General features: G+C 69.2%; 20 protein-coding genes. 10 read left to right on the plus strand and 10 right to left on the minus strand.

What is annotated here, in order from left to right:
- From VD972_RS06105 to pnp, 3 genes are all read left to right on the plus strand, one after another.
- The coding region (locus VD972_RS06105) for a hypothetical protein (RefSeq protein ID WP_324982132.1) at positions 1–348 on the plus strand (348 nt) is incomplete at its 5' end.
- Positions 349–473: 125 nt separating this feature from the next.
- Positions 474–743, plus strand: a complete 270-nt coding sequence (gene rpsO, locus VD972_RS06110; protein WP_324982135.1) for a 30S ribosomal protein S15 — start codon at positions 474–476, stop codon at positions 741–743.
- Positions 744–1,107: 364 nt separating this feature from the next.
- A complete protein-coding gene (gene pnp, locus VD972_RS06115) occupies positions 1,108–3,270 on the plus strand; it encodes a polyribonucleotide nucleotidyltransferase (protein WP_324982138.1) in 2,163 nt (720 codons plus the stop codon).
- 63 nt (positions 3,271–3,333) lie between these two features.
- On the opposite strand, the gene VD972_RS06120 is transcribed toward pnp, so the two are convergent.
- The 4 genes from VD972_RS06120 to VD972_RS06135 all read right to left on the minus strand — a co-directional run bounded on the left by VD972_RS06120 (position 3,334) and on the right by VD972_RS06135 (position 10,872).
- Positions 3,334–7,302, minus strand: coding sequence for a serine/threonine-protein kinase PknK (locus tag VD972_RS06120; RefSeq protein WP_324982141.1), 3,969 nt, complete (start codon positions 7,300–7,302; stop codon positions 3,334–3,336).
- A 108-nt stretch (positions 7,303–7,410) separates the two neighbouring features.
- Positions 7,411–8,364: a hypothetical protein gene (locus VD972_RS06125; RefSeq protein WP_324982144.1), complete on the minus strand. Its 954-nt coding sequence runs from the start codon at positions 8,362–8,364 to the stop codon at positions 7,411–7,413.
- A gap of 59 nt (positions 8,365–8,423) precedes the next feature.
- Complete coding sequence (locus VD972_RS06130; protein WP_324982146.1) at positions 8,424–9,692, minus strand: serine/threonine-protein kinase; 1,269 nt, start codon at positions 9,690–9,692, stop codon at positions 8,424–8,426.
- A 214-nt stretch (positions 9,693–9,906) separates the two neighbouring features.
- Entirely contained in the window at positions 9,907–10,872 is a 966-nt protein-coding gene (locus VD972_RS06135) for a hypothetical protein (protein ID WP_324982148.1), read from the minus strand.
- A 341-nt stretch (positions 10,873–11,213) separates the two neighbouring features.
- Here VD972_RS06135 and VD972_RS06140 point away from each other — a divergent pair, with 341 nt between their 5' ends.
- The 6 genes from VD972_RS06140 (at position 11,214) to purB (ending at position 18,082) form a co-directional block, all read left to right on the plus strand.
- On the plus strand, positions 11,214–12,005 hold the full coding sequence (locus tag VD972_RS06140; RefSeq protein ID WP_324982183.1) for a hypothetical protein: 792 nt from the start codon (positions 11,214–11,216) through the stop codon (positions 12,003–12,005).
- A 9-nt stretch (positions 12,006–12,014) separates the two neighbouring features.
- Entirely contained in the window at positions 12,015–13,025 is a 1,011-nt protein-coding gene (locus VD972_RS06145; protein WP_324982151.1) for a M23 family metallopeptidase, read from the plus strand.
- A 139-nt stretch (positions 13,026–13,164) separates the two neighbouring features.
- Entirely contained in the window at positions 13,165–13,623 is a 459-nt protein-coding gene (gene dut, locus VD972_RS06150) for a dUTP diphosphatase (protein WP_324982154.1), read from the plus strand.
- A gap of 93 nt (positions 13,624–13,716) precedes the next feature.
- A complete protein-coding gene (locus VD972_RS06155; protein WP_324982156.1) occupies positions 13,717–15,834 on the plus strand; it encodes a bifunctional serine/threonine-protein kinase/formylglycine-generating enzyme family protein in 2,118 nt (705 codons plus the stop codon).
- Complete coding sequence (locus VD972_RS06160) at positions 15,831–16,772, plus strand: ABC transporter substrate-binding protein (protein WP_324982158.1); 942 nt, start codon at positions 15,831–15,833, stop codon at positions 16,770–16,772. Before VD972_RS06155 ends, VD972_RS06160 begins: the two co-directional genes overlap by 4 nt.
- Positions 16,769–18,082, plus strand: coding sequence for an adenylosuccinate lyase (gene purB / locus VD972_RS06165; protein WP_324982160.1), 1,314 nt, complete (start codon positions 16,769–16,771; stop codon positions 18,080–18,082). The genes VD972_RS06160 and purB overlap by 4 nt, the downstream gene beginning before the upstream one ends.
- Before the next feature lie 28 nt (positions 18,083–18,110).
- On the opposite strand, the gene VD972_RS06170 is transcribed toward purB, so the two are convergent.
- From VD972_RS06170 to VD972_RS06180, 3 genes are all read right to left on the minus strand, one after another.
- A complete protein-coding gene (locus VD972_RS06170; protein ID WP_324982162.1) occupies positions 18,111–18,527 on the minus strand; it encodes a DUF1801 domain-containing protein in 417 nt (138 codons plus the stop codon).
- Positions 18,528–18,654: 127 nt separating this feature from the next.
- Positions 18,655–19,611, minus strand: a complete 957-nt coding sequence (locus tag VD972_RS06175; protein WP_324982164.1) for a phosphoribosylaminoimidazolesuccinocarboxamide synthase — start codon at positions 19,609–19,611, stop codon at positions 18,655–18,657.
- Between the two features lie 42 nt (positions 19,612–19,653).
- A complete protein-coding gene (locus VD972_RS06180) occupies positions 19,654–20,241 on the minus strand; it encodes a hypothetical protein (RefSeq protein ID WP_324982167.1) in 588 nt (195 codons plus the stop codon).
- 51 nt (positions 20,242–20,292) lie between these two features.
- On the opposite strand from VD972_RS06180, the gene VD972_RS06185 reads away from it, so the two are divergent.
- On the plus strand, positions 20,293–21,027 hold the full coding sequence (locus VD972_RS06185) for an RNA methyltransferase (protein WP_324982172.1): 735 nt from the start codon (positions 20,293–20,295) through the stop codon (positions 21,025–21,027).
- A 28-nt stretch (positions 21,028–21,055) separates the two neighbouring features.
- Here VD972_RS06185 and VD972_RS06190 read toward each other — a convergent pair whose 3' ends face one another.
- From VD972_RS06190 to VD972_RS06200, 3 genes are all read right to left on the minus strand, one after another.
- Positions 21,056–21,334: a vegetative protein gene (locus VD972_RS06190; RefSeq protein WP_324982175.1), complete on the minus strand. Its 279-nt coding sequence runs from the start codon at positions 21,332–21,334 to the stop codon at positions 21,056–21,058.
- 143 nt (positions 21,335–21,477) lie between these two features.
- Complete coding sequence (locus tag VD972_RS06195) at positions 21,478–22,719, minus strand: S1C family serine protease (protein ID WP_324982178.1); 1,242 nt, start codon at positions 22,717–22,719, stop codon at positions 21,478–21,480.
- Positions 22,720–22,812: 93 nt separating this feature from the next.
- Positions 22,813–23,115 carry a hypothetical protein gene (locus tag VD972_RS06200; RefSeq protein WP_324982180.1) on the minus strand — a complete coding sequence of 101 codons (303 nt, stop codon included), beginning with the start codon at positions 23,113–23,115 and terminating at the stop codon, positions 22,813–22,815.
- Positions 23,116–23,405: the final 290 nt, after the last annotated feature.

Genomic DNA, 23,405 nt, shown 5'->3' on the forward strand with positions numbered 1-23,405 from the left:
GCTCGCCTGACTGGGGAGCGCGTGGCCCGGGCCCTCGACATCACCGTGGTGGTGCCTCCCCCGCTCCAGAGCCCCTTTGAGGGCCGCTCCCAGCTCAGCCTGGGGCTGCCCGCCATGTCCGATGTCGGGGATCTCGTGGAGACCCTGCTCCGGCTCTACCCTCGGACCCGGACCCTCCTGGCGGGGGACCGGGGGGCCTCGGGCGGGCGCTACATGCAGCTGGTGGTGGAGGCCCCTTCCCATCGGGAGCCGTTCCAGGGGCTGGGAGGGCTCGCTGCTGGACAGAAGGTCTTCGTCTTCGCCCTGTCCCGTCCTCCAGCGAGCAACCAGACAGGCCAGGAAGGTTGACCGGTTGCGTCGGCGAAGCTTATAAGCCCCCGGCTCGTTAGTAGGGAAAGGCCCAGTCTGTACCCCTCCGCGGACTGTGGCCAGCAGCGAAGTTCCACCGGAGCGGGTATCGAAGAGAGAGAACCATGTCGTTGCATCAGGAACGCAAGTCGGAGCTCGTGACGAAGTTCCGCACTCACGAGACGGATACCGGATCCCCCGAGGTGCAGGTGGCGCTGCTGTCCGAGCGCATCAACATGCTCACCGAGCACTTCAAGACCCACAAGAAGGACCACCACTCGCGGCGGGGCCTTCTGAAGCTGGTCGGTCAGCGCCGCCGGCTCCTGGACTACCTCAAGTCCAAGGACACGGCTCGCTACCGCAAGCTCATCGAGGGCCTCGGCATCCGCAAGTAGGCTCGGTCGTACCCGGGGCGCTGGTAACACCAGCGCCCCTCGCATTTGTTGGTGTTGGAGTCGGAGCTGGAAAGAGGAGGGGCGAGGAAGGAGCAAAGGCGAGGAGCTGGCGGAAGTTTTGGTTTCCGTTCGGAAGGGCTGACGGCGGTCGGCCCCTGCGACCAGGGATCAAAATTCCGCAGGATCCCTCTCCGGCGCTCCCAGGCGCCCCATCGTGCAGTCAGACCGCGGTTGCCCGATTCCGCCTGTCCCCAGGCCTGGCGACCGCTCATCACCCGAGGCCCTCCGGGGCGCGGCCCCACCCTCGAAAGGCGAGGCGGGACGTGCGCGGCAGGGGCTCTCAGGAAAAAGCAAAGGCAAGGACATGCTGAAGAAGAGCGTCAAGATTGGTGACAGTGAGCTGAGCATCGAAGTGGGCCGTATGGCCAAGCAGGCCGATGGCGCCGTGGTGGTGCGCTACGGCGACACGATGCTGCTCGTCACGGCCGTGAGCGCGCGGGAGAAGAAGGACATCGACTTCCTGCCGCTGACGGTGGAGTACCAGGAGAAGCTGTACTCGGCGGGCCGCATCCCCGGCAGCTACTTCAAGCGCGAGGGCCGGCTCACGGAGAAGGAGACGCTGGCCAGCCGTCTGGTGGATCGCTCCGCCCGCCCGCTGTTCCCCGAGGGCTATGCGTATGAGACGCAGGTCATCGCCAGCGTCATCTCCGCGGATCCGGAGAACGAGGGTGACATCCACGGCATCACCGGCACCTCCGCGGCGCTGTGGGTCTCGGACATCCCGTTCAACGGCCCCATCGCAGGCATCCGCGTGGGCCGCGTGGATGGGAAGTTCGTGGCCAACCCCACGTTCAAGCAGCGCGAGCAGAGCGACATCGATCTGGTCATGGCGGTGAGCCGCGAGGCCATCGTCATGGTGGAGGGTGGCGCCGAGGAGGTCAGCGAGGCGGACATGGTGGCCGCGCTCGAGTTCGGCAAGCAGGCCGTGCAGCCGGCCCTGGACATCCAGGACGAGCTGCGCCGCGAGCTGGGCAAGACGGTGCGCGCCTACGACAAGGCCGCCACCGTGGACGAGGGGCTCAAGGCCAAGGTCCGCGAGCTGGCGTGGGACGGCATCATGAAGGGCTACACCATCAAGGAGAAGGCCGCCCGCTACGAGACGCTCGGCAAGGTGAAGAAGGAGACCATCGCCAGGCTGAAGGAGCAGATGGGCGAGGCCTTCACCCCCCTGGTGGAGAAGCACGCCAAGTCGGTGGTGGAGGATCTGAAGTACGAGCACATGCGACAGATCACCGTGGACGGGGGCCGCATTGGCGCCCGCGGACACGCCGAGGTGCGGAAGATCACCTGCGAGGTGGGCGTGCTCCCGCGCACCCACGGCAGCGCGCTCTTCACCCGCGGCGAGACTCAGGCGCTGGTGGTGACGACGCTGGGCACCAGCGATGACGAGCAGCGGCTGGAGCTGCTGGGCGGGATGACTTTCAAGCGCTTCATGCTGCACTACAACTTCCCGCCGTTCAGCGTGAACGAGACGAAGCCCATGCGTGGCCCGGGACGCCGCGAGGTCGGCCACGGAGCGCTCGCCGAGCGGGCGCTGCGCAACATGGCGCCCAAGAGCGAGAGCTTCCCGTACACCATCCGCATCGTGTCGGACATCCTCGAGTCCAACGGCTCCTCGTCCATGGCCTCGGTGTGCGGCGGCACGCTGGCGCTGATGGATGCGGGCGTGCCCATCAAGGCGCCGGTGGCCGGCATCGCCATGGGCCTGGTGAAGGAGGGCGAGAAGATCGCCATCCTCTCGGACATCCTCGGTGACGAGGACCACCTGGGTGACATGGACTTCAAGGTGTGCGGCACCAGCAAGGGCATCACGTCCATCCAGATGGACATCAAGATCACCGGCCTGACGACGGAGATCATGAGCCGCGCGCTGGAGCAGGCGCGTCAGGGCCGCGTCCACATCCTGGGCGAGATGCTCAAGGCGATGCCCGAGGCGCGCAAGGAGATCAGCCAGTACGCCCCGCGCATCACCACCATCCAGATCCGTCCTGAGTACATCAAGAACGTCATCGGGCCGGGCGGCAAGGTCATCAAGGACATCATCGCGCGCACGGGCGCCGCGATTAACATCGAGGACTCGGGCCGGGTGGACATCGCCAGCGCCAACTCGGACGCGGTGAAGGCGGCCATCGCGATGATCCAGGCGCTCACGCGCGAGGCGGAGATCGGGAAGATCTACACGGGCACGGTGCGGAAGATCGCCGAGTTCGGCGCCTTCGTGGAGCTGTTCCCGGGCACCGACGGCCTCATCCACATCTCCGAGCTGTCCGACAAGCGCGTGAAGAACGTGTCGGACGTGCTGAAGGAGGGCGACGAGGTGCTGGTGAAGGTCGTCAGCATCGACAAGACGGGCAAGATCCGCCTGTCTCGCAAGGAGGCCATGGCCGAGCGCGCCGCCGCTCAGCAGGCCGCCACGCCTCCCGGTGACGGGGCGCCCGCGCCCACGCAGCCGGACGCGAAGGCCTGATCCGAGGGCCGAGGCGTCCAGGCCGGGGGGAGGCAGCACGGCCCTCCCGGCCCCGCTCAGGCCTCAGCTGTAGAGCGCCCGCTGCAGGCTCTGCCTCAGCCGTGGGCGCATGATGTTCGGGATGTGCTCCGCCCGCCGGAGCGCCTCCTCCAGCAGCCGGATGGCCTCCTGGCGCTCGCCGCGCCTGAGCCGGGCCAGGGCCTGCAGCTCCAACACCTCCAGGGGCTCCTGCTCCACGGAGAGCTCGTCCGAGCGCGCCTGGAGTGCCCTCCACTCCTCCTCCCGCGCCGGCCGTGTGGTCAGCTCCACCAGCGAGAAGAGGACGGACTCGGGGGCGCTGAACTCCGTTCCCGGGCGCTCGGCCAGCACCTGGCGGATGGCGTGCAGCGCTTGGAGCGTCAGCTCGTCCTTCCCCTCGTAGGCCAGCACCCGCGCGTGCAGCAGCAGTCCCCAGGGCCGAGGGGCCACCTCCGGGTGGTCTCGCTCCAGCTCCACCGCGCGGGCGACGTGGGGCGCGGCCGCCCCGGTGTCTCCGGCCTGGAAGTACAGCTCTCCGAGGTTGATCTCGGCGAAGTACTCCCAGCCTGTCATCCCCAGCTCGCTCCCCAGCCGCTTGAAGTGCTCCTGATCCTCCAGCGCCCGCGGCAGATCATTGCGGGCCACCCAGAGGTTGCGGCGGTTGTTGATGGCGCTGCCCAGGTGCAGCCTGTCTCCGCGCTCGGTGCAGGCGGCGATGCAGTCCTCCAGCACCCGCTGGGCCTCGTCGATGCGGCCCAGGTTGGGGAGGATCAGGCCCAACAGCAGCAGGGAGATGATGAGTGACTCATAGCCGGAGTCGCCCTGGCTGCGGGCCAGCTCCGCCGCGGCCACCAGCAGCGTCCGGGCCTGCTCCCACTGCCCCTGGCGCAGCTGGGCCCGGCCCATCCCCAACTGCAGCCGCACCTGCAGCGAGGGAGAGTCCAGCAGCGCGAAGGTCGCGATCGCCATGGCCTCGAGGACGCGCTCCTCGGAGCGCACATAGTCATTGGTCCAGTCGAGGGCCGTGGCCTCGTCCAGCAGGACTTCGACCTCCTCGTGTTTGTCGCCGAGCTGCCGCGCCATCTGCCGCGCGCGGGCCAGATCGGCCAGCGAGTCCTCGTAGCGGCCCACCCGGTAACGCATCAGCCCACGGCCACGGAGCGCGGTCATGCAGCGTGGGTCGGCGATCTCCGGAAGGAGCTCCAGGGCCCGGGTGTAGGTGGCCTCCGCCTTCAGGTACGCATGGCGGCTGCGGGCCGACTCGGCCAGATCGATATAGAGGGCGGCGGCCTCCGAGTGCAGGCCGGCGGCGGCGGCATGAAAGGCGAGCCGGGGCAGGAGCCGCGACTCATTGGCACTGGCCTTCATGTAGAAGAGGTGGGCGGCGTGGTGGAGCCGCCAGCGCTGCGTCTCGGACAGCGAGCGGGCCACCTCCAGGCGGATGAGCTCGTTGCGGAAGCTGAGCCCCTCCTGGGCGTGCTCCACTAGGAGCCCCAGCTCCACCAGCCGGCGGGTGGCGTGGCGAGCATCCAAGGGGAAGTCAGCCGCCCCATCCTCGCGCTCCAGCGCGCTCACCACCCCCTCCACCTGATCGAGGGTGAAGTCCCCGCCGAGCAAGGCACACAGGCGGGCGTGGGCAATGAGCTCCGTGGGCAAGGCTCCCAGCTCGTGGTGGACCAGCCACTCCACCAGCCGGAGCTCGGGCATCCGATCCAGCTCGTCCGTGGCCAGGTAGAAGCTGCCGCCAGGGCGCTGGCGCACCAGGCCCTGACGCTTGAGGCCGCGCGTCAGCTCGACGATGAAGAGGGGGGTGCACTGGGCCCGCTCGGCCAGCTGTTGCAGGGCCTCCGCGGGCACGTTCGTGGCGGGGTGCAGCCCGGTGCGGCACAGCTCCATGGCGTCCGGCAAGGGCAGGGGCCCGAGCTGGAGGGTGGAGCGGCGGGCCGCCCGAGAGCCCCAGTGAGGCCGGGTGTGCTCGAAGCCGGAGCGGGCCAGCACGCAGATCCACAGGGGAAGCCTGGACTCGGCGCGGGTGGCGTACTCGAGCGCATCCAGGGCCATGTCCTCGGCGAAGTGGGCGTCATCCACCAGCAGCAGCAGCGGATGGGCGCGGGCGGTAGCCGCCAGCAGCTCGCCGGCGGCACGCACCGCCAACGAGCGCAGGGCCCCTGGCGCGGCCGCCAGGCTCCGCAGATCGGTGGGAGCACGCCACCCCAGGTAGAAGGCCACCGCGGGCCACAGCTCGTAGGTGAGGGGCCCCCCCAGCAGCTCCTCACATCGCGTGTGGCAGGCGGCCTCGCTCTCCAGCGGGAGGGTGGCGCTCTCGCTCAGCACCTCGCGCAGGAGCAGGCGCAGAGGGCCCTCCGGATCGCCCTGGACGGGCTCGCGCGCACGCAGTGAGGCCACCCGGGCCGCGGGCACCTGCTCTCGCAGGAGTTGGAGGAGCGAGGCGGCGAGGTGGCTCTTTCCCTGTCCTCTGTCTCCCAGGACGGTGACGAGCGTGGGGGCCCGTTCCTGCACCGCCGCCCGAGCGCCGCGCACCAGCTCCGCCAACTCCACCTGGCGGCCCACCAGCAGGCCATGCTCCAGCTGCACCACGCTGGTGTCCTCGCGGGTCGCTTCGCGCAGTCCCTGGCGGAAGAGGCCCGGACGCCCGGGCGCGGGGACCCACGCCAGCTCAGGCAAGCCCTCCACCGCCGCTGCCGTCAGCAGCAGCGTGGGTGGGTCCTCGTCGGTGGGGTAGCGCTCCGGGAGAGAGAAGAGGGGCGTCAGGTAGCGGGGGGGGCCCTGGGGGCGGCGCTGGACCCTCACCATGGCCACATCGACGAGGGTGTTGGCGGCCATCCCCTCGGCGCACAGCCGCTCCGCGCACATGAGGGCACGCTGGAGAGGGTTCGCCTCGGACTCCGGGTCGAAGACGGCGGCGAAGCGGGTCCCCTCGCGAGAGGCGAGCTGCCCGCCGCTCTGGGCCAGTGCCTTCTGGACGGCGAGCGGGTTGGCGCCAGAGCGCAGGAAGAGCAGGGCCACGGAGCGATGCTGGGAGGAAGAAGGGGGGGGCGCCGGGATCGTCGGCGGAGTGGGCGCCACGGAGGAGTGCTCGAGCGCCTGCCGGAGTGCCTCGGCCAGCTCCCGGGCGGAGGCGTAGCGGCGGGAGGGCTCCTTGGCGAGGCAGCGCAGCACCACCTCCTCGAGGGCGGTGGGTACGGGGGCCAGCTCCGAGGGGCGGGGCGGACGGCGAGAGAGGTGGGCTTGGAGGATGTCCGCGGCGACGCCGAAGAAGGGGGGACGGCCCGTGAGCAGCTCGTAGAGGATGACACCGGCAGAGTACACATCCGTGCGCTCGTCCAGCGTCTCCTGCCCCGCGCACTGCTCGGGTGACATGTACTCGGCGGTGCCTGCGTGCGCGAGCCCTCGGTCAGCGCTCTGATCGGGAGTGCTGGGGGACCGGCGTTGCGCCAGGCCAAAGTCGAAGAACCCCACGGAGCACAGCCGCTCATCGAGGAAGATGTTCTCCGGCTTGAGGTCGCAGTGGAGAAAGCCGTGGCGATGGAGGGTGTCCAGCCCCTCCGCCAGCGCCAGCGCCCAGCGGCCCGTCTCGGGTGTCGGACCGTGCTGCCGCGTCAGAAGCTCGGAGAGCAGCGGGTGGGCAATGAACTGCATGACGATGTAAGGCGTCCCATCGACCAGCCTGCCCGTCTCGTACACCTCGGGCACGGTGGGAGGGCCGATGGTGCGCATCGCCTCGAGCTCCAGGCCCGAGCCGTTCCCGCTGGAGGGGGAGGGGTGGTGGAGCACCTTGATGGCGACGCGCAGCCCGTCCCGCTGGCGCCGGCCGGCCAGCACCGTGCCAAAGCCTCCCCGGGCCACCAAGTGCTCCACGTCGTAGCCAGGGAGCGCCAGCTCGGGCAGCGGTGGCCGCGGCGTGGAGGGAGGCTCGCTGGAGGGGGAGGCACCCTGAAGGCAGAAGAGGTGGCCTCCCTCCCAGCGCTGCCCGCATGTCAGGCAGCGCGGCACGGGTCTCTCCCCAAAGTCAGACAGGGCCCGCCGACGGCAGGTCGCTGGGTCTCCATTCACTTCCTCATCATCATCTCGCCAACCTGTCGTGTGTGATTCGAAGTGGCTTCAGGGGCAGGGCCCGCAGTCGCTGCAGTTGTTGGGAGTGAGCCCGGTTCCGCAGGACTCGCTGATCTGACAGACGCCGTCGCCGCAGGCGTAGATGTCGCGGGGCATGATCCGCGTGGCCAGCGCCCGATAGCTCTTCCCGTTGGATGTGCACGACAGGAAGTAGCGGTTCGAGGGGTCGGGGACGCAGATCTCGCTGCAGCGGTTCACGTGATGGATGGGCGCGCACAGATCCTCGGCGCTGGACTCCGCCTCCAGCCCGCAGGCCCGCACACTGCTGTGCGAGGGGGGCAGGACGGAGGCACTGCCCGCGAAGATGCCCTCATCCCGGAAGAGGTTGCCGAAGAAGCATGCCTCACTCTCGGAGAAGACGATGCGCTCCAGGTCGCTCGTGGGAATCGGAGAACCTCTGCCATCCAGCCCCTGCACGGAGAAGAGCACCTTCCTGCCGTACTTGTTGGTGTGCGCCGCGAGGCAGGCGGTGATGACCTGCTGCTCGACCTCAGTGGCCGGGGTGCCGCTCGCCCAGCCAGGCGTCAGCCCCAGGCTTCCCTTCCATTTGTAGGTGATGCCCGTCGTGGGGTTCGTCCAGGCGCGCCTGTCACTCTTGGCGGCCGCACACGCCACGACGTACTTCATGACACTGTTGGCCAGGGGTGGATCCTGGTTGAACCAGTCGACGAACGCGGCACTGCTCATGGCGCTGATGCTCAAGCCACTGGTGCTCAAGCCATGGGTTCCCAGGCCATTGGTGCCCATGCCCTCCAGAGAGAAGTCTTCGTCACTTTGCAACAGCGAGGACGTGCTCCCCAGTTCCAGGGGGGGCTCTGGCTCTTCCTGTGACGGCTCGCCGCAGCCACCTGCCACGAACCCAAGCAGCGCTGTCGCCAGCGCGATGGAGACGGCTCTCCGGCCGATCAGCGACCGGTAAATCCACCCAAGACACTTCGTCATGACTCACCCCCAGGCCCTGCTGTAGCTCTGCACGAGGCAGAGGAATTGCTGCAGCCTGCTCACAAGGAGCAGGTGCGTCGTGCTTCGTTCGTCGTGGCAAAGCCGCTCGCATCGCGGACGACCCAGCCAGCGGTGTCCGCCAACGGCCCACCGGTGATCTCGATGCCTTCCGCTTCCCCTCGCGCTTCCACGTGGCCCACGTGGACACAGAGGTGGACGCTCACGCGTGAGCCATGCGCCCGCGCCTGGGCGTGCTGGTGGAGCTCGCGTGCCACCGCCAGCAGCGCCGACGGCTCGATGGAGGGGGACTCGTCGAGCAGCCGGACGCCCAGCAGGCTCATTCCCGTCTGCTCCGCGAGGATGAAGCCTGCCTCGCGCAGCTCCTGCTCCAGCCCATCGAGCACCTCGGAGATGGTGGTGTACGCCGCATCGTCCTCCGCTCCGGGGGCGACCACGGCCTCCGCATGGATGACGAAAGCGCGGGCGCTCCGGCTGCCAGAGGCCACCAGCACGGAGGCCGGTGGAGCCACGGCCTCCCGCAGCGCGGCAACGAGGGCGCTGACGGTGGGGTAGCGCCGGGCCGCTTCCTTCTCCAGGCAGCGCAGCACCACGGCATCCACCGCGGGGGACACGGGTACACGGGCACTCGGCCGTGGCGCGGGGACCTCCAGGTGCATCCGCTCCACCTCCAACCGGTTCTGCGACTGGAAGGGGTAGTCCCCCGTCAGCATCCGGTACAGCAGCACCCCGAGCGCGTAGATGTCCGTGGCGGGCCCGATGACGCCGCCGCGGATCTGCTCGGGTGCCATGGCGTGGGTGGTGCCCAGCCGCTGGCCGTCCGCCGTCAAGCCGGGCTCTCCAGGCTCGGGGTGGATGATCTTGGCGATGCCGAAGTCCAGCAGCTTCACCTGCGGCGGATCTCCGTCGGACACCACCGCCACGTTGCCGGCCTTGAGATCCCGGTGCACCACGCCCGCCCGGTGCGCCGCCTCCAGCGCCTCGCAGACGGGCTCCAGGTAGTCCAGCGCGCGCCGAGGGGAGAACCGCCCTCGCTCCAGCAGCAGGTGGGTCAGCGTCCGCGGAGGCAGCAACTCCATCACATAGTAGGGGCTGCCATCCGGCATCACGCCGAAGTCGTGGATGTCCACGATGTTGGGATGGCGGATCTTGTTGATGACCTGGGCCTCGCGCACGAAGCGCTGCAGCATTACCCCCTTGTCAGTCAGATGTGAGTGCAGCACCTTCACCGCGGCGCGCCGCCCGAGGATGCGGTGCTCCGCCTCGAACACGACGCCATGGCCCCCCAGGCCGACCACCGCCCGGAGCACGTACTCCCCCGCAAGCGCGCCAGGACCTAGCTGCCACGCGGCCCGCGCCTCCCTCGACAGAAGCGGTTTTTCCCCTTCAGACATGAATTGGGTGCTTGGCGTATTTTCCATGGGTTTTAACTTTTTATAGGAGGACGAGAAAAATCTGGAGAGCCCTAAAGGGCAGGGGGACTGTTGGGTAGGTGGCAGAGAGGCTGTGGCGGACGGGTTGCCTTCAGAGGCAGGAGCCGCAGTCCATGCAGTTGTTCGGGGTGAGCCCGGTTCCGCAGGACTCGCTGACCTGGCAGACGCCGTCCCCGCAGATGAAGATGTCCAGGGTCCGGATCCGAGTGGTCATCGCCCGATAGCTCTTCCCGTTGTGGGTGCAGGACAGGAAGAAGTTGTTCGCGGGGTCGGGGGTGCAGATCTCCGAGCAGTGCTCCACCTGTTGGATGGGCGCGCACTGATCTCCGGAGCCTGGCACCTCCAGCCCGCAGGCGCGCACGCTGCTGCTCGTGCTGGACCAGAGCGAGTCGCTGCCGGCGAAGACGCCCTCATCCCGGAAGATGTTGCCGAAGAAGCAGGCCTCCCTCCGGAGGAAGGTGAGGAACTCCAGGAGGTCCACGGGGATGGGAACTCCCGTGGCGCCCAGCCCCTGGATGGAGAAGGGCACGTGGATGCCGTACTTGTTGGTGTGCGCCGCGAGGCAGGCGGTGATGACCTGCTGCTCGAGCTCGGTGGAGGGGGTGCCGCTCGCCCATCCCGGCGTCAGTCCCAGTCTTCCAGGCCAGGTGTACTGGAGGCCCGTCGTGGGGTTCGTCCAGGTGCGGCTGGAGCCCGCTGCGACGGCACACATCACGGTGTAGCGCATGACCATGTCTGCCAGCGAAGGATCCTGGTTGAACCAGTCAACGAACGTGGGGCTGTTCATGGAGCTGATGCTCAGGCCACTGGTGCCCAGGCCATTGGTGCCCATGCCGTTGGTGCCCATGCCGTTGTTGCTCAGGCCATTGAGCGAGAAGCCGTTGTCCCCCTCGAGGCGGGAGGATTCGCTCCGGGCCTCCAGAGGAACATCTGGCTCCTCCAGCCACGGCTCGCCGCAGCCACCTGCTACGAACCCAAGCAGGACGGCCGCCGGAACGATGGAGAACTGCTTGCGCACGTGCAGAGATGCGCGGACACGCGAGAGATACCTTGTCATGAGCTTCCCCCCAGGAAGTGCTGCGGCTCTGCGCGAGGCAGAGGGACTGCTGCAGCCTGCTCACAGGGAGCAGGTGCGTCGTGCATCCATCAATACGTGAATTATACGCTAGGCGTGTGTTGCTGGATTTCCATTGTACGAACAGGCAAGGGGATATCAGCAGTGGACCTGCGGGGTGGTGGCACTGTCGGCCAGCAGGCAGAGAGGGCCCCTTGCGGACAGCAGGTGCGTCTTTCGCTTCACCGCTAGTGCGCTCTGGCGCCCTGAAGCGGGGCGGTGAAAGATCGCCACAGGTGCTCGTACGTTGAAGGCCCGAGCCTGCTCCTGGAGTGTTCTTGACCCTGCGCCCGCCGCCGCCCCCCGCCCAGCCGTCTGGCCCTCTCTCGGGGGTCTCGCGCTTCATCGGCGGCTTCCGCTGGGCCTTCATGCCCGTGGGGCTCCTGGCCCTCATCGCGGTGGGTGTGCACGCCGCCGCGGACACGCTGGATGAGCGGCTCCTCTCGCTGGTGGATGCGGTGGACTCCGCCTTCGATCGGCTGGTGGGAGCCTCCACCCTCACCGAGGGGCTGGTGGACCTCATCACGCTGGAGCAGCGCACCCTCATCGCCCGGGCCCTGGCCCTGGCGTGGGAGCTGTCCGTGGACCTGGTGCTGGCCCTGCCAGCGCTCGGCTACCGCGAGTCGAAGCGCACGGAGGAGGAGCCCTGGCGCAAGTACCTCCAGCAGGACACCCGCCCCACCTGGCGGATGCTCTTCGCCCGCTTCTTGCGCAAGCCCACCACGCTGCGCTGGACGCGCCCGCTCGCCACCGCCGCCGTGGTAGTGGCCGGGGCCTGCGCGGTGGCCCGCCTCATCCAGGGCACGGTGTACCTCTCGGGGCGCAACCTGCTGGGGGAAGGGGCGGCCGACGTGACGGCGCGCGGACTGGCGCTCGGGGCGCTGGTGGGGATCCTCGCCACGCTTGGGTGGCGCGCGGTGCTGCGCAACCTCCAGGACGCGGACACCGCCTCCGAGGAGCTCGTCCGCAACCGGTGGCAGGCCTTCTCGTTCGGGCTCGTGGGCTCGGCGCTGGCGGTGCCCCTGGCGCTCGCCGCGGCGTTGGATGCCGCGCCTGTCTTCTCCTTCCTGCGCTGAGGTGGCCCTGTGTTCTCTCGCAACGCACGCGGCCTGCTCGACTTCCTGATGGCCGCCCTGTGTCTCTGGGCGGCGTACCACCACACGCCTGCGGGGGCGCTGGTTCGGCGGGCCTCGGCGTGGGCCTTCAACAGCCGGAGCACGGCCCGCCCGCTGCTGGCCTATTACGACGGCGAGAGCAGCTCGGGGCCGACCACCTCCTCACTCGTCCCCACGGTGCCCGTCTTGCGGCCCATCTCCGAGGCTGGCGCGCTGGCCTACGGGACCTACCTCGCGCTGAAGGGCCTCCAGCCGAAGGCGCAGACGCCCACGCTGGCGCTGGCCACCGAGCTGGGCCTGCCCTCCGAGGCGCTGCTGGACGAGGCGCAGGGGCCCGTCGCCGCGCGCAAGCTCCTCGAGGCGCTCGAGGCAGACTTCCCGAACGAGGACGCCCGCCTCACCGCCGTGTTCGCCGGCCGCATCCCCGCGCGCTATGCCCTGGAGCGTGTGTTGGCGGAAGGGGGCTCGCCCACGCTGGAGCGCCTCGCGAAGCAGCTGCCGCCCGGCTTCGAGGACGCGAAGGTGGCCGCGAACCAGGCGCTCGCGCTCACCACCGTGTTCGGCCTGGGGTGGCCCGTTCCGGAGAGCACTCGCATCGCCAGCCCCTTCGGCTACCGGATCCACCCCACGCTGGGCACCCGCAAGCTGCACACGGGCGTGGACCTCAGCGTGCCCCAGGGCACGGAGGTGAAGGGGGTGGAGGAGGGCGTCGTGCGCCGCGCGAGCGAGGACGCGGTGAACGGCAAGGTGCTCATCATCGACCACGGCCGAGGCGTGACGACGGCCTACTGTCACAACTCGGAGCTGCTGGTGAAGGTGGGCCAGCGTGTGGAGCGGGGCGAGCTCATCGCCTACTCCGGCAACACGGGCCGCTCCACCGGTCCGCACCTCCACTACCAGCTCGCGCTGTCCTCGCAGCCCGTGGACCCGCTGCGCTTCCGCGCCGGGCCGCGCACCATGGCCAGCGGCGCACGCCCCTGAGGCAGCCCCCCTCTCCGCGGGGCGCCTCCAGGAGCGCGCGGCGAAGCTCTCCGGCCTTCTGGACAGAGCACGCTCATTACCCGAGCACCGCCCGCGTCCCTGCTGACGCCCGCGGGTGCTCGTGCTACTCCCCGCGGCCATGTCCCCTCGTCTTACCCTCCAGCTCCGCCGTGTGCGGCCCGACCAGCCGGATCCCCTCCCGCTCCCTCGGTATGAGACGGCCCTGGCCGCCGGCATGGATCTGCGGGCGGATCTCGAGGGCGAGCGGACGCTGCGGCCCCTGGAGCGTCTGGCCGTCCCCACCGGGCTCGCCATCGCGCTGCCCCCCGGCTACGAGGGCCAGGTGCGCCCTCGCTCAGGGCTGGCGCTCAAGCACGGCGTCACCCTGCTCAACGCCCCGGGTACCATCGACGCGGACTACCGGGGAGAGGTCCACGTCATCCTGGTGAACCTCTCCCAGGACCCCTTCACCCTGCGCAGGGGCGACCGGGTGGCTCAGCTCGTGGTGGCCCCAGTGACGACGGCGGAGATTCAGGAGGTCGCCGTCCTGGAGGCTACCTCCCGGGGAGAGGGGGGGTTTGGTTCCACGGGGAGATGACAGGTTCGTTCCTTGCTGGCCCAGGAGAGGGCAGGATAAGGAAGGTGCGGGCCATCGGCACTCGGCCCGTGAAGGACTTGGAGCTTCCCCCTCGTGCTCTGCTACCGCTGCGGCAGCCACGTCCCTGATACGAGCGATACCTGCCCCACCTGCGGTCAGAAGTATGACGCAGCTGCCAGGCAGGTGCCGGGTGCGTCCACGCGCCGTCGGGGGAGCATCGAGGGCGCGCCCTACAAAGTCGGCGACACCGTCGCCGGGCGCTTCGCCATCCGGGAGCTGGCCGGGGCGGGGCCCGTGGGCTACGTCTTCCGGGCCCTCGACCAGGCTCATGACGTCGAGGTCGCCCTCAAGGTCATCAACCCCCGCCTGCTCCAGGAACCCGAGGAGCGCACCCAGTTCTCGTTGGTGCTCAAGGTAGGCAAGAAGCTCAACCACCCGTACCTGTCGCGCGTGTACGAGGAGGGCTTCGATCAGGACCGGCCCTACTTCTCCGCGCAGCTCATCGAGGGGATGACGCTGCGGCGGATGATGGAGATGCGGGTGGCCAAGGGGCAGCCCTTCACCCTCCGGGAGGTGGAGCCGCTGCTGGCCCAGCTCGCGTCCGCGCTGGACGCCGCGCACCGGTACGGGCCTCACTCGGATCTCAAGCCCGAGAACATCATCGTCCTGCCGGATCTGCTCAAGGTAACGGACTATGGGCTCGCCCTGGGCATCCCCCGGCCGCCGTTCGTCCAGGCGCAGAAGAGCTACCGCGCGGAGGGCTACATCGCCCCCGAGTACACCTCGGGCGGCGAGATCGATGCGCGCATGGACATCTACTCGCTCGCGGTCATCGTGGGCGAGATGCTCACCGGGCTCATGCCGGACGCGGACGGCATCCCCGAGGTCCTGATGAAGAATCCGGACCTCCCGCCCGCCTTCGAGGCCCTCTACCGGCGCGCGCTCAACACCAACCCGGTGGCGCGGCCGAAGTCGGCCGGCGAGTTCGCCGCGGAGTTCTCCTCTGTCGTGGCGAAGGGCTCGGGCGGGGCGAGCCGCGCGCCCAAGACAGGGCCTGCGCTGGGGAGCTCGGCCCTGACGAGCACGGCCCGCAGCGCGGAGAAGCCGCCGCCGCCCGTGCCCACCGATCAGCTCCCCATCGCCAGTGTGGCGCCGCCGGTGATGGTGCGCCCCCTGGTGAAGGACGAGCCTCCCGTCGACGCCACTCAGCCCATGGACGCGGAGATGTTGGCCACCATCATGGCTGCGCCCCCCGTGGGCGTCGCGAAGGCCGCGGGGCCGCCCAAGCCCCCTGTCCGGGCTCCTCCCTTGGGGAGTGCGGATCTGCCCACGGACCCCTCGCAGGCGGTGACGGCGCCTCGCCACCCCGCGAGGGCCGCGCCTGCTCCTCGTGCCGTGAAGCGCGTGGAGAAGCGGCCCATGTCGGTCCTCTGGCTGGTCCTGCTGACCCTTGCAGGGTTGGCGATCGGCTCGGGCGCTGGCTACCTGCTGCTCAAGCGTCTGAGAGTGGACCCGGGGGGAGTCGGGCCGGGCACGGTGCCGCCGCCGGCTCCGAGTCCGGGGCCTGGCACTCAGGCAGCTCCCCCTCCGGAACCCGGGGCCGGAGAGGCGATGGCCCCCGCGGGGAGATGTCCCCCTGTCATGAAGCTCGTGAGTGGCGGGACGTTCAAGCGGGGCGCGGCGCAGGATGACCCGGACAAGGGGTTCGATGAGCCCGTGCTGGAGAGCGTGGAGGTGCCCTCGTTCTGCATCGACGAGTACGAGCACCCTAACCAGCCGGGCGTGCTCCCCTCCGTCAATGTGAGCTGGGAGGAGGCACAGCAGTCCTGCGTGAAGGGGGGGAAGCGGCTATGCACCGAGGAGGAATGGGAGAAGGCATGCAAAGGCCCGGGCAATGCGCGCTTCCCCTATGGGAACGACTTCGATCCGAACCTCTGCAACACCGACGACGCCCAGGCGCGCGATCGGCCGCTGGCCGAGGCGGGGCGCTTCCTGCAGTGCCGCTCGGCCTACCAGGTGGCGGATCTCTCCGGGAACGTGGCCGAGTGGACCTCCTCGGTGTTCGAGAACACCCTCGCGAGCAGGACCCTGAAGGGCGGGGCCTTCGATCAATCCCGCCCCGCCGTCCGCTGCTCGGCCCGGTTGAGCGCCGTGCCTACGGAGCGAAAGCTGAACGTGGGCTACCGGTGCTGCGCGGACGTCCAGCAATGAGGGGCACCGGGCTCGCACTCCTGCTCGCGGTGCTGCTGCCGGGGATGGCCGCGGCCCAGGCTCGGCCGAAGGTGGTGGCGGTGAAGTCCGCCGCGCTGGCGCCGTACGCCTCCGTGATTGCCGGCTTCCGCGCCGAGGCCAACGCTGACGTGCAGGAGGTGATGCTCGACGAGAGCTCCACCGCTGCCGCGCGGGTCTTCAAGACGCTGGTGCTGCAGAAGCCCTCCCTGGTGCTGGCGATCGGGCCCCTGGCGGCCAATGCGGCGCGCCGCTCGCTGAGCGAGGACATTCCCGTCCTCTTCGTCATGGTGCCCTACTTCGAGAAGTACGGCCTGGAAGGGCCCAACGTCACCGGCATCGCGCTGACGAGCGACTACACGCCGGAACTGGGAGCGCTCAAGGCCATGGTCCCCAAGGCGAAGCGGGTGGGCATCCTCCATGACCCGCGCTTCTCCGCCAAGCAGGTGCAGGCAGCGCAGGAGGCCGCCAGCGCCGTGGGGCTGACCGTCGTCCCGCTGGCGGTGGAGGCACAGGGCAAGGTGGAGAAGGTGCTGGGCGGGGCCGAGGGCAAGGTGGACGCCCTGTTGATGGTGGCGGACAAGACGGTGGCCAACGCCGCCGTCGTCCAGGCGCTGATCGCCTTCGCCACTGAGCAGAAGATTCCCCTGGTGGGGCTCACCTCCAGCCAGGTGAAGGAGGGCGCCACGCTGTCGCTGGCCCCGAGCCCCACGTCCATTGGCCAGCAGGCGGGGCGGCTGGCCAACCGCATCATCCACGAGAAGGTGAACCCCGGTGCGCTGGCGGTGGCACAGCCGGAGGGCATGGATCTGGCCATCAGCCTCACCGCCGCCAGGAAGCTGAGCTCCTCCTGCGACGCCACGCTGGAACTGCTCCGGTACGCGGCGAAGCAAGACTTTCCCGTCAAGGTCCACGAGTGATTCCGCGATACAGCCGACAGGAGATGGCCTCCCTCTGGTCCGACGTCGCCCGCCTGCGCCGCTGGCGGGACGTGGAGCTCGCCGCGCTCGAGGGCATGGCGGAGGTGGGGCTGGCTCCCAGGGAGGCGCTGGAGGACTGCCGGGCCAAGGCCGGGGACTTCACGCCCGAGGACGCCGCGCGCATCGAGGAGATCGAGCGCACGACGAAGCATGACGTGATCGCGTTCCTCACCTTCATGGAGGAGCGGGTGGGGCCAAACGCGCGCTGGCTGCACCTGGGGATGACGTCGTCGGACGTGCTGGACACCTCGCTGGGGCTCACGCTGCGGGACGCGGTGGATCTGATCCTCAAGGGGCTGGCGCGGGTGATGGCGGCGGTGGAGAAGCGGGCCTTCGAGCACAAGAGCACGGTGATGATGGGGCGCAGCCACGGCATCCACGCCGAGCCCATCACCTTCGGGCACAAGCTGGCCATCTGGTACGACGAGCTGAGCCGCGGGCGGGCCCGGCTGGAGCGGGCTCGGGAGAGCATCGCGGTGGGGAAGATCTCCGGCGCGGTGGGCACGTTCGCGCACCTGCCTCCCTCGGTGGAGGAGCACGCGTGCCGCAAGCTGGGGCTGCACCCGGCACCGGCCTCCAGCCAGATCGTCCAGCGGGACAGGCACGCGGAGTACTTCGGGGCGCTGGCCCTGCTGGGCGCCAGCCTCGAGAAGTTCGCGGTGGAGATCCGCCACCTGCAGCGCACGGAGGTGCGCGAGGCGGAGGAGAACTTCACACCGGGCCAGAAGGGCTCGAGCGCCATGCCGCACAAGCGCAACCCCATCCTGTCGGAGAACCTGACGGGGCTGGCGCGACTGCTGCGCGGCTACGCGGTGAGCGCGCTGGAGGACGTGGCGCTGTGGCACGAGCGGGACATCTCTCACTCCTCGGTGGAGCGGGTGATTGGGCCGGACGCCACCATCGTCATGGACTTCATGCTGCACCGGTTCGCGGGGCTGATGGAGAACCTGCGCGTCTACCCGGAGCAGATGGCGAAGAACCTGGAGCTGCTGGGCGGGGTGGTGAACTCGCAGCGCATCCTGCTGGAACTGGCGCGCAAGGGGATGGACCGGCAGGCGGCCTATGTCGTCGTCCAGCGCAACGCGATGAAGATGTACGAGGAGGGCGTGAGCTTCCGGGAGTCGCTGCTGAAGGACGCGGATCTGCTGAAGATGATGACGCCCGAGGAGATCAACGACTGCTTCTCCACGGGCTACCACACGCGGCACGTGGACGACATCTTCCGCCGGGTGTTCGGCCGGAGCGAGTAGGGCTGCCGCCCGAGGAAGCCTTGCTGCCTCAGGCCTTCCGTTTCTTCATCTCCGCGACTGAGCTCTTGATGAGCTCTCGCAGGGTGGGGACATCAATGTCGTCGAGCGTGTGGATATAAAGACACGACTTGCCGGTCTTGTACTTGCCGAGCTTGGCGAGGAGCGCGTCGTAGTTCGAGAAGCCTGGCATGATGTAGAGGGTGAGGTTCGCTTTGCGCGGCGAGAACCCGACGAGGAACCAATCGCCCTCGCGTCCACTCTCGTACTTGTAGTGGTGGTTGCCGAAGCCGACGATGCTCGTGCCCCACATCTTGGGCTCGGACTTCGTGACCTTCTTCATGAGATCGCTGATGGCGATCGCATCCTTGCGCTTCTTCTCAGGAGTGATCCCGGCGAGAAAGTCCTCGACGCTGGTTTCGGTCTTCTTCGTCTTGAGCTCGGCCACGATTGGCTCCTTCAGAGGGTGAGGGCTACTTCTAGACCCATGCGTACATGTACCAGTACGGACAGAAGCACACAGTCCAGTGGCTTGCGCCCATGGAGGAGCCGCTACCGGGGCTGAAGCCCCCGGCTCACAGGTACCTGGCCGCGCGCAGGTTCTTCTCGATCCGCGCGTGCACGTCGCCCGGCTCCAGCTTCAGCGCAGTGCCGGTGATGCGCTCATAGGCCGCCAGGTACTTCTCCGCCAGATCCACCCGTACGTCATCCGGGATCGGCGGCGGTGTGCCCTGGCCCGAGAAGTTCCGCTCGCGAATGAGCCACTGGCGGATGTTCTCCTTGTCCAGCATCCGCTGGTCCTCGCCCTTCCCGAAGCGCGCCTCGTACTCGTCCGCCACCCAGTACCGGCTCGAGTCCGGCGTGTGGATCTCGTCGATGACGTACAGGTCATCGCCCACCTTGCCGAACTCGTACTTCGTATCCACCAGGATCAGCCCGCGCGTCCTCGCCCACTTCTGCCCCTCGGCGAACAGCGCCCGGGCCGCCTCTGTCAGCCGCGCCCAGTCCCGCGCGCTCGCCAGCCCTCGCGCCAGGATCTCCGCCTCGGAGATCGGCTCGTCGTGCTGGCCGTACTGCGCCTTCGTGGCGGGCGTGATGATGGGCTCCGGGAACACCTCGTCCTTGCGCAGCCCGGCGGGGAAGGGCAGCCCGTAGGCCGTGTGCGTGCCCTTCTGGTAGTCCCGCCACAGGCTCCCCGTCAGATAGCCGCGCACCACCATCTCGATCGCGAACGGCTCACACGCTCGTGCCACCGTGACGTTGGGATCCGGCACGTCCAGCACGTGGTTGGGCACCACGTGCTTCGTGCGCTCGAACCAGAACGCCGCCAGCCGGTTGAGCACCTCTCCCTTGAACGGAAGCGTCGTCAGCACGTGATCAAACGCGGAGAGCCGATCCGACGTCACCAGGATGAGCCGATCCCCCTGGCGGTACGTGTCGCGGACCTTGCCGTGATAGTGCGTCCCCAGCGACGGCAGGCTCACCTGCTGGAGGGTGTGCGGAAGCTGCGCGCGGAGTGCGGACGTGTTCACGAGGCGCCTCGAACCCCGCGGAGGTGCAGGGCGGCGCGGACTCTACTGGACGTTCGCCGACGTGGAAGCGGGACCTGAGGCCGCTGCCAGATACAGGAAAGCCGGGTTGATGCGCAGGATGCCGTCCACGTAGGCCACCGCGTATGGCGCGCCGGACACCCGGTCCACCTGCACCGGCCCCGCCTGATGGATGCCCCAGTGCATCAGCAGCGTGCGCGACACCAGCTCGACAGCCTCGCGCTCCGAGAGCCCCTGCAGGCTGTCCCGGCGCTCCTCGGGCCAGTGTTCACCCGTACGCCCTTCGAACATGAGCTGCAGCACACCGCCGGCATCCGGGGCCTGCAGCAGATCCATCCGCGCGTCGAAGCCGGGCGCCGCCACCAGCTCACCGTTCTGGGTAATGGGGAACAGCACCAGCGCCTGTGCCGCCTGGCCTTCCTCTTGCTCGGACAGCCGCGCCAGCTCGCGGAAAAGCTCCAGCCGCGTGGAGGCCGGCTCGAACTCGAGCGCCTCCGGAGAGCTGGTGAGCGCCTGACGCGCGCTCAGCGACGTGCGCGCGGGAGCGCCCGTTCCGCCACAGGCGGTCAGGACGACGACAGAGAGCAACAGGCCAGGGACCCAGCGACGCATCAACCGGAATATACCGATCACGGCCCGGCGCGGCCAGATAAACTCGGAGGCATGGGCCTGGCTGACCAGCTCACGGTCGTCCTCCACCAGACGCGCTCTCCGGACAACCTCGGGGCGGTGGCCCGCGTCATGGCCAACTTCGGCTTCTCGCGTCTCATCTTGTCCGACCCCGCCACCTATGCCTTCCGAGGTGCTGAGCGGCTCGCCGTCAAAGGGGAGACGGTCCTCGACCGCATGGCCGTGGCACGCGATCTGCCCGAGGCCCTCACCGACTGCGTGTACGCAGTTGGCACCACTTCTCGCACCCAGCTCAAAGGGCGCATCCCACTCACACCGGAGGAGGCGGTGGGACGCCTTGCGCAGGAAAGCGCGCGGGGGAGGGTGGCGCTGGTGCTCGGCGGGGAACAGCGGGGCCTGTCGGATGAGGAGCTCGCCCACTGCGCGGACGTGATCGTCATCCCCACGAGCGAGGTGCAGCCGTCGATGAACCTGGCCCAGGCGGCGGCGGTGCTCCTCTATCTGTGCGGCCGCGAGGGAGCACAGCCCCCCGTCCCCGTGGCCCCCGAGCCGGGTGCGCGCATGGGCACGCTGAACGCGCTGAGCCAGCGGATGCAGGGAGTGATGTTGGCGGCGCAGTTCCTCAACCCGCAGGCACCGGAGCACGTGCTGCACGAGCTGGAGCAGACGTTGCTGCGCGCGCGGCTCACTCAGCGTGAGGCGGAGCTGTGGCTCACGGCCTTCAAGCACCTGGAGCGCGCGGTGAAGCAGGGCGCCTCGACTCCGTGATGCGGAGGAGGCGCCCGGTGAGACGAGGCTAGGCCGCCGCCGCCCCTTCCTTCTTGTAGGTCTCGGCGTGGTGCTTCTCGCACAGGCCGCCCTTGAACGTCTTCGCGCGGCAGTCCGCCTTGGAGCAGGTGCGGTAGCGCGAGTGGGGCAGCTCGCCCTGGCGCCACTTCTTGTAGTGGAAGAAGCAGTAGCTCTTCGCACGGTAGGGGCGCTTGCAGCCCTCGACGGAGCACGCCTTCTTGCCGCCGGCCTTGGCCACGCGCGGCCACTTCTTGAGGGGGGGGGTCTTCTTGGCTTCCTCGGCCATGGTTTCCTCTTCTCGGTGCGAAACGGTCCCGAGCGCCACGCCAGGTGGCTCTCCGGAGACGAAAAAGGCGCACTGTGTAGCGCCCGCGCGAGGGGAACGCAAGCTGGGCGACGAGCGAGGAGGCACGCCCCGGCTCCAGCCCGTCAGGGGGACGGGGCGGGATCAGGCGCCAGCAGGGGCTCGGCAGGGAGCACCGGCCGGAGCTCGTCTTCCTCTGTGAGCACCGGCTCCAGGCGCGAGCTGGTGGGCCTGCGAGGGAGCGGGCGCCTGGCGGCCACCGCAGGGGCGGGTGCCTCCAGGGAGGGCGGCTCCTCCAGCTTCACCCGCACCTTCACTGGCTGGGCCCCGCGGCGTACCTGTAGCACCACGCTCTTGCCCACACCGCGCGTGGCCACCTGCCAGCGCAGCTTGTGCGCCCGCTCCACGCGCTGGCGGTTCATGCTGACGATGATGTCCCCGGGGCGCAGGCCCGCGCGCCCCGCGGGCCCGTTCGCCACCACGTCCGAGACCACCACGCCGCTCTCCCGGGGGGAGATCCCGTACTCCGCGGCCACCTCCGGCGAGAAGTCCTTCACGTCGATGCCCAGCCACCCCCGGCGCACCTGCCCGTAGGCCTTGAGCTGGGGGAGGATCGCCTTGGCGATGTCGATCGGGACGGCGAAGCCGATGCCCTGGCCCGCCACGTTCACGGCGTTGGCAATGGCCACCACGTTCCCGTGCAGATCCAGCACCGGTCCTCCCGAGTTGCCCGGGTTGATGGAGGCGTCCATCTGAAGGTAGTCGTAGTCGCCCTCGCGCCCGTTGGGGGACACGTCCGTACGGCCCTTGTAGCTGACGACGCCCACCGTGACGGAGTGCTCCAGCCCGAAGGGGTTGCCGATCACGACGATCCAGTCCGCCACATCCACGCGGGAGGCGGACGAGAGCTTCAGCGCGGGCAGCCGGCGGCCCGCTTCGATCTTCAGGAGCGCGCAGTCCGTGCGGAGATCCTGGCCCACGACGCGGGCCTCGAACTGCTCGGGGTAGCCGCGCGGAGAGTCCACCGACACCGTCACCTCCCCGGCGCCCTCCACGACATGGGCGCTGGTGAGGATGTAGCCGTCCGGGTGGATGATGAAGCCGGATCCGATGCCCCGCTGCGGCTCCTCACCGCTCGCCAGCGCTTCGGCGCTCGACTGCTCGGTGGTGATGGAGACGACCGAGGGCATCGCGGCGCGCGCCACCTTGCTGAGCGTGGAGCGCTGCTCACGGACCTCCTGGCCACGGGCCTCGAGCCACACGCGCCCACTGCCTCGACCGGCTGCGTGCCCCGCCCCCGCCGCCATCAGCGCGCACGCCACGACTGCCCACTGCAGCTGCACGCCCTTCCCCTGCGCCCTCGCCATGGACCGCCTCCGCACACACCCCTCCACCTCGTCCGAAGCTAAGGAGAGGGGCGCGGAACCGGAAGCGTGGCGCGATCAGCCCTGCGGGCGTCCTTACTTCTTCTGGGCAATGATGCGGTTCACTGCCTCACGATCTTCAGGGGTGATGCGCTCGCGCGGAGCGGACGCCGGATTCCGGCTCACAGCGTCCTTGGCCTCGTCGAGCGCGTCCTCAAGCCCCCCCTTCACCCGCTCCATCCCATCCTTCACCCGGTCCATATGCGAGGGGCGCACGGCGCGCTTCCACGCTCGCTCCATGTGATCCAGCGGCGTGCGGCCGTCGACCTCCCCCGTCGCCAGGAAGATGCCCAGCCCCACTGCGCACGCCGTCCACACCAGGAACTTCAGCAGACCCATGTGTTTCATCCTCCTACCCTCTCGTACACCGAAAGGGAGGAGGCAGCCAGTTTCCAACGCAGGGTGGAAACGTCGCTGACAGGGGGGGGCGGGCGCCTCTAATGTGCGCGGCCTTGCAGCCTGAAGAATTCTTCCAGGCCGCCCAGGCGCGGGCGGCTCAGATGGACGTGCGGCGCCAGGGAATGGCGGCGGCGGTGGAGCGCCTGAGGACGGATGCCTCGGCGCTGTTCGCGCGCATTCCGGAGCCGCCCTTGTACCGGCGCGCGGAGGATCCTGCGCGCAAGGCGGCC

The organism is Hyalangium sp. (assembly GCF_035629615.1).
In the GTDB taxonomy this organism is placed as follows: domain Bacteria; phylum Myxococcota; class Myxococcia; order Myxococcales; family Myxococcaceae; genus Hyalangium.

Coding starts and splice junctions, on each gene's coding strand:
- rpsO (WP_324982135.1), top strand. CDS start 474: ATGTCGTTGCATCAGGAACGCAAGTCGGAGCTCGTGACGAAGTTCCGC.
- pnp (WP_324982138.1), top strand. CDS start 1,108: ATGCTGAAGAAGAGCGTCAAGATTGGTGACAGTGAGCTGAGCATCGAA.
- VD972_RS06125 (WP_324982144.1), bottom strand. CDS start 8,364: ATGACGAAGTGTCTTGGGTGGATTTACCGGTCGCTGATCGGCCGGAGA.
- VD972_RS06135 (WP_324982148.1), bottom strand. CDS start 10,872: ATGACAAGGTATCTCTCGCGTGTCCGCGCATCTCTGCACGTGCGCAAG.
- dut (WP_324982154.1), top strand. CDS start 13,165: ATGTCCCCTCGTCTTACCCTCCAGCTCCGCCGTGTGCGGCCCGACCAG.
- VD972_RS06160 (WP_324982158.1), top strand. CDS start 15,831: ATGAGGGGCACCGGGCTCGCACTCCTGCTCGCGGTGCTGCTGCCGGGG.
- VD972_RS06180 (WP_324982167.1), bottom strand. CDS start 20,241: ATGCGTCGCTGGGTCCCTGGCCTGTTGCTCTCTGTCGTCGTCCTGACC.
- VD972_RS06185 (WP_324982172.1), top strand. CDS start 20,293: ATGGGCCTGGCTGACCAGCTCACGGTCGTCCTCCACCAGACGCGCTCT.
- VD972_RS06190 (WP_324982175.1), bottom strand. CDS start 21,334: ATGGCCGAGGAAGCCAAGAAGACCCCCCCCCTCAAGAAGTGGCCGCGC.
- VD972_RS06195 (WP_324982178.1), bottom strand. CDS start 22,719: ATGGCGAGGGCGCAGGGGAAGGGCGTGCAGCTGCAGTGGGCAGTCGTG.
- VD972_RS06200 (WP_324982180.1), bottom strand. CDS start 23,115: ATGGGTCTGCTGAAGTTCCTGGTGTGGACGGCGTGCGCAGTGGGGCTG.